At 62.2% G+C, this 299-nt stretch carries 1 protein-coding gene; it reads right to left on the reverse strand.

The window, feature by feature from the left end:
• A partial coding sequence (locus EN786_RS37075; RefSeq protein ID WP_189524400.1) for a recombinase family protein occupies positions 1 to 299 on the reverse strand: 299 nt, incomplete at both ends.

Here is a 299-nt window from a genome sequence, read left to right on the forward strand (position 1 = left end):
GTGCTCTTCCGATCTCCGCCTCGCGCCGACGCAACTCCACGTGCATTTAGAGCTACAGCCACCTGCCGCCGCGATTTGACCCCGCTCGCTTGGATGTCGCGGATGATCGGAAGGATGTTGGCCGCGAAGGCGTCAGCCTGTGCCATTCGAACCTCAACTGATCGTTTCTGCGCTTCGACGAGCTTCGGGCCGCCAAGTTTGACGCCACGCTCTTTGGCTGCGGCCAGGGCTTCCCTCGTGCGCTGGCTGATCACCGCCCGTTCCTTTTGGGCGACCGCCGCATAGATGTGCAGCATGAA

The organism is Mesorhizobium sp. M4B.F.Ca.ET.143.01.1.1, assembly GCF_004792275.1.
GTDB classification, from domain to species: domain Bacteria; phylum Pseudomonadota; class Alphaproteobacteria; order Rhizobiales; family Rhizobiaceae; genus Mesorhizobium; species Mesorhizobium abyssinicae.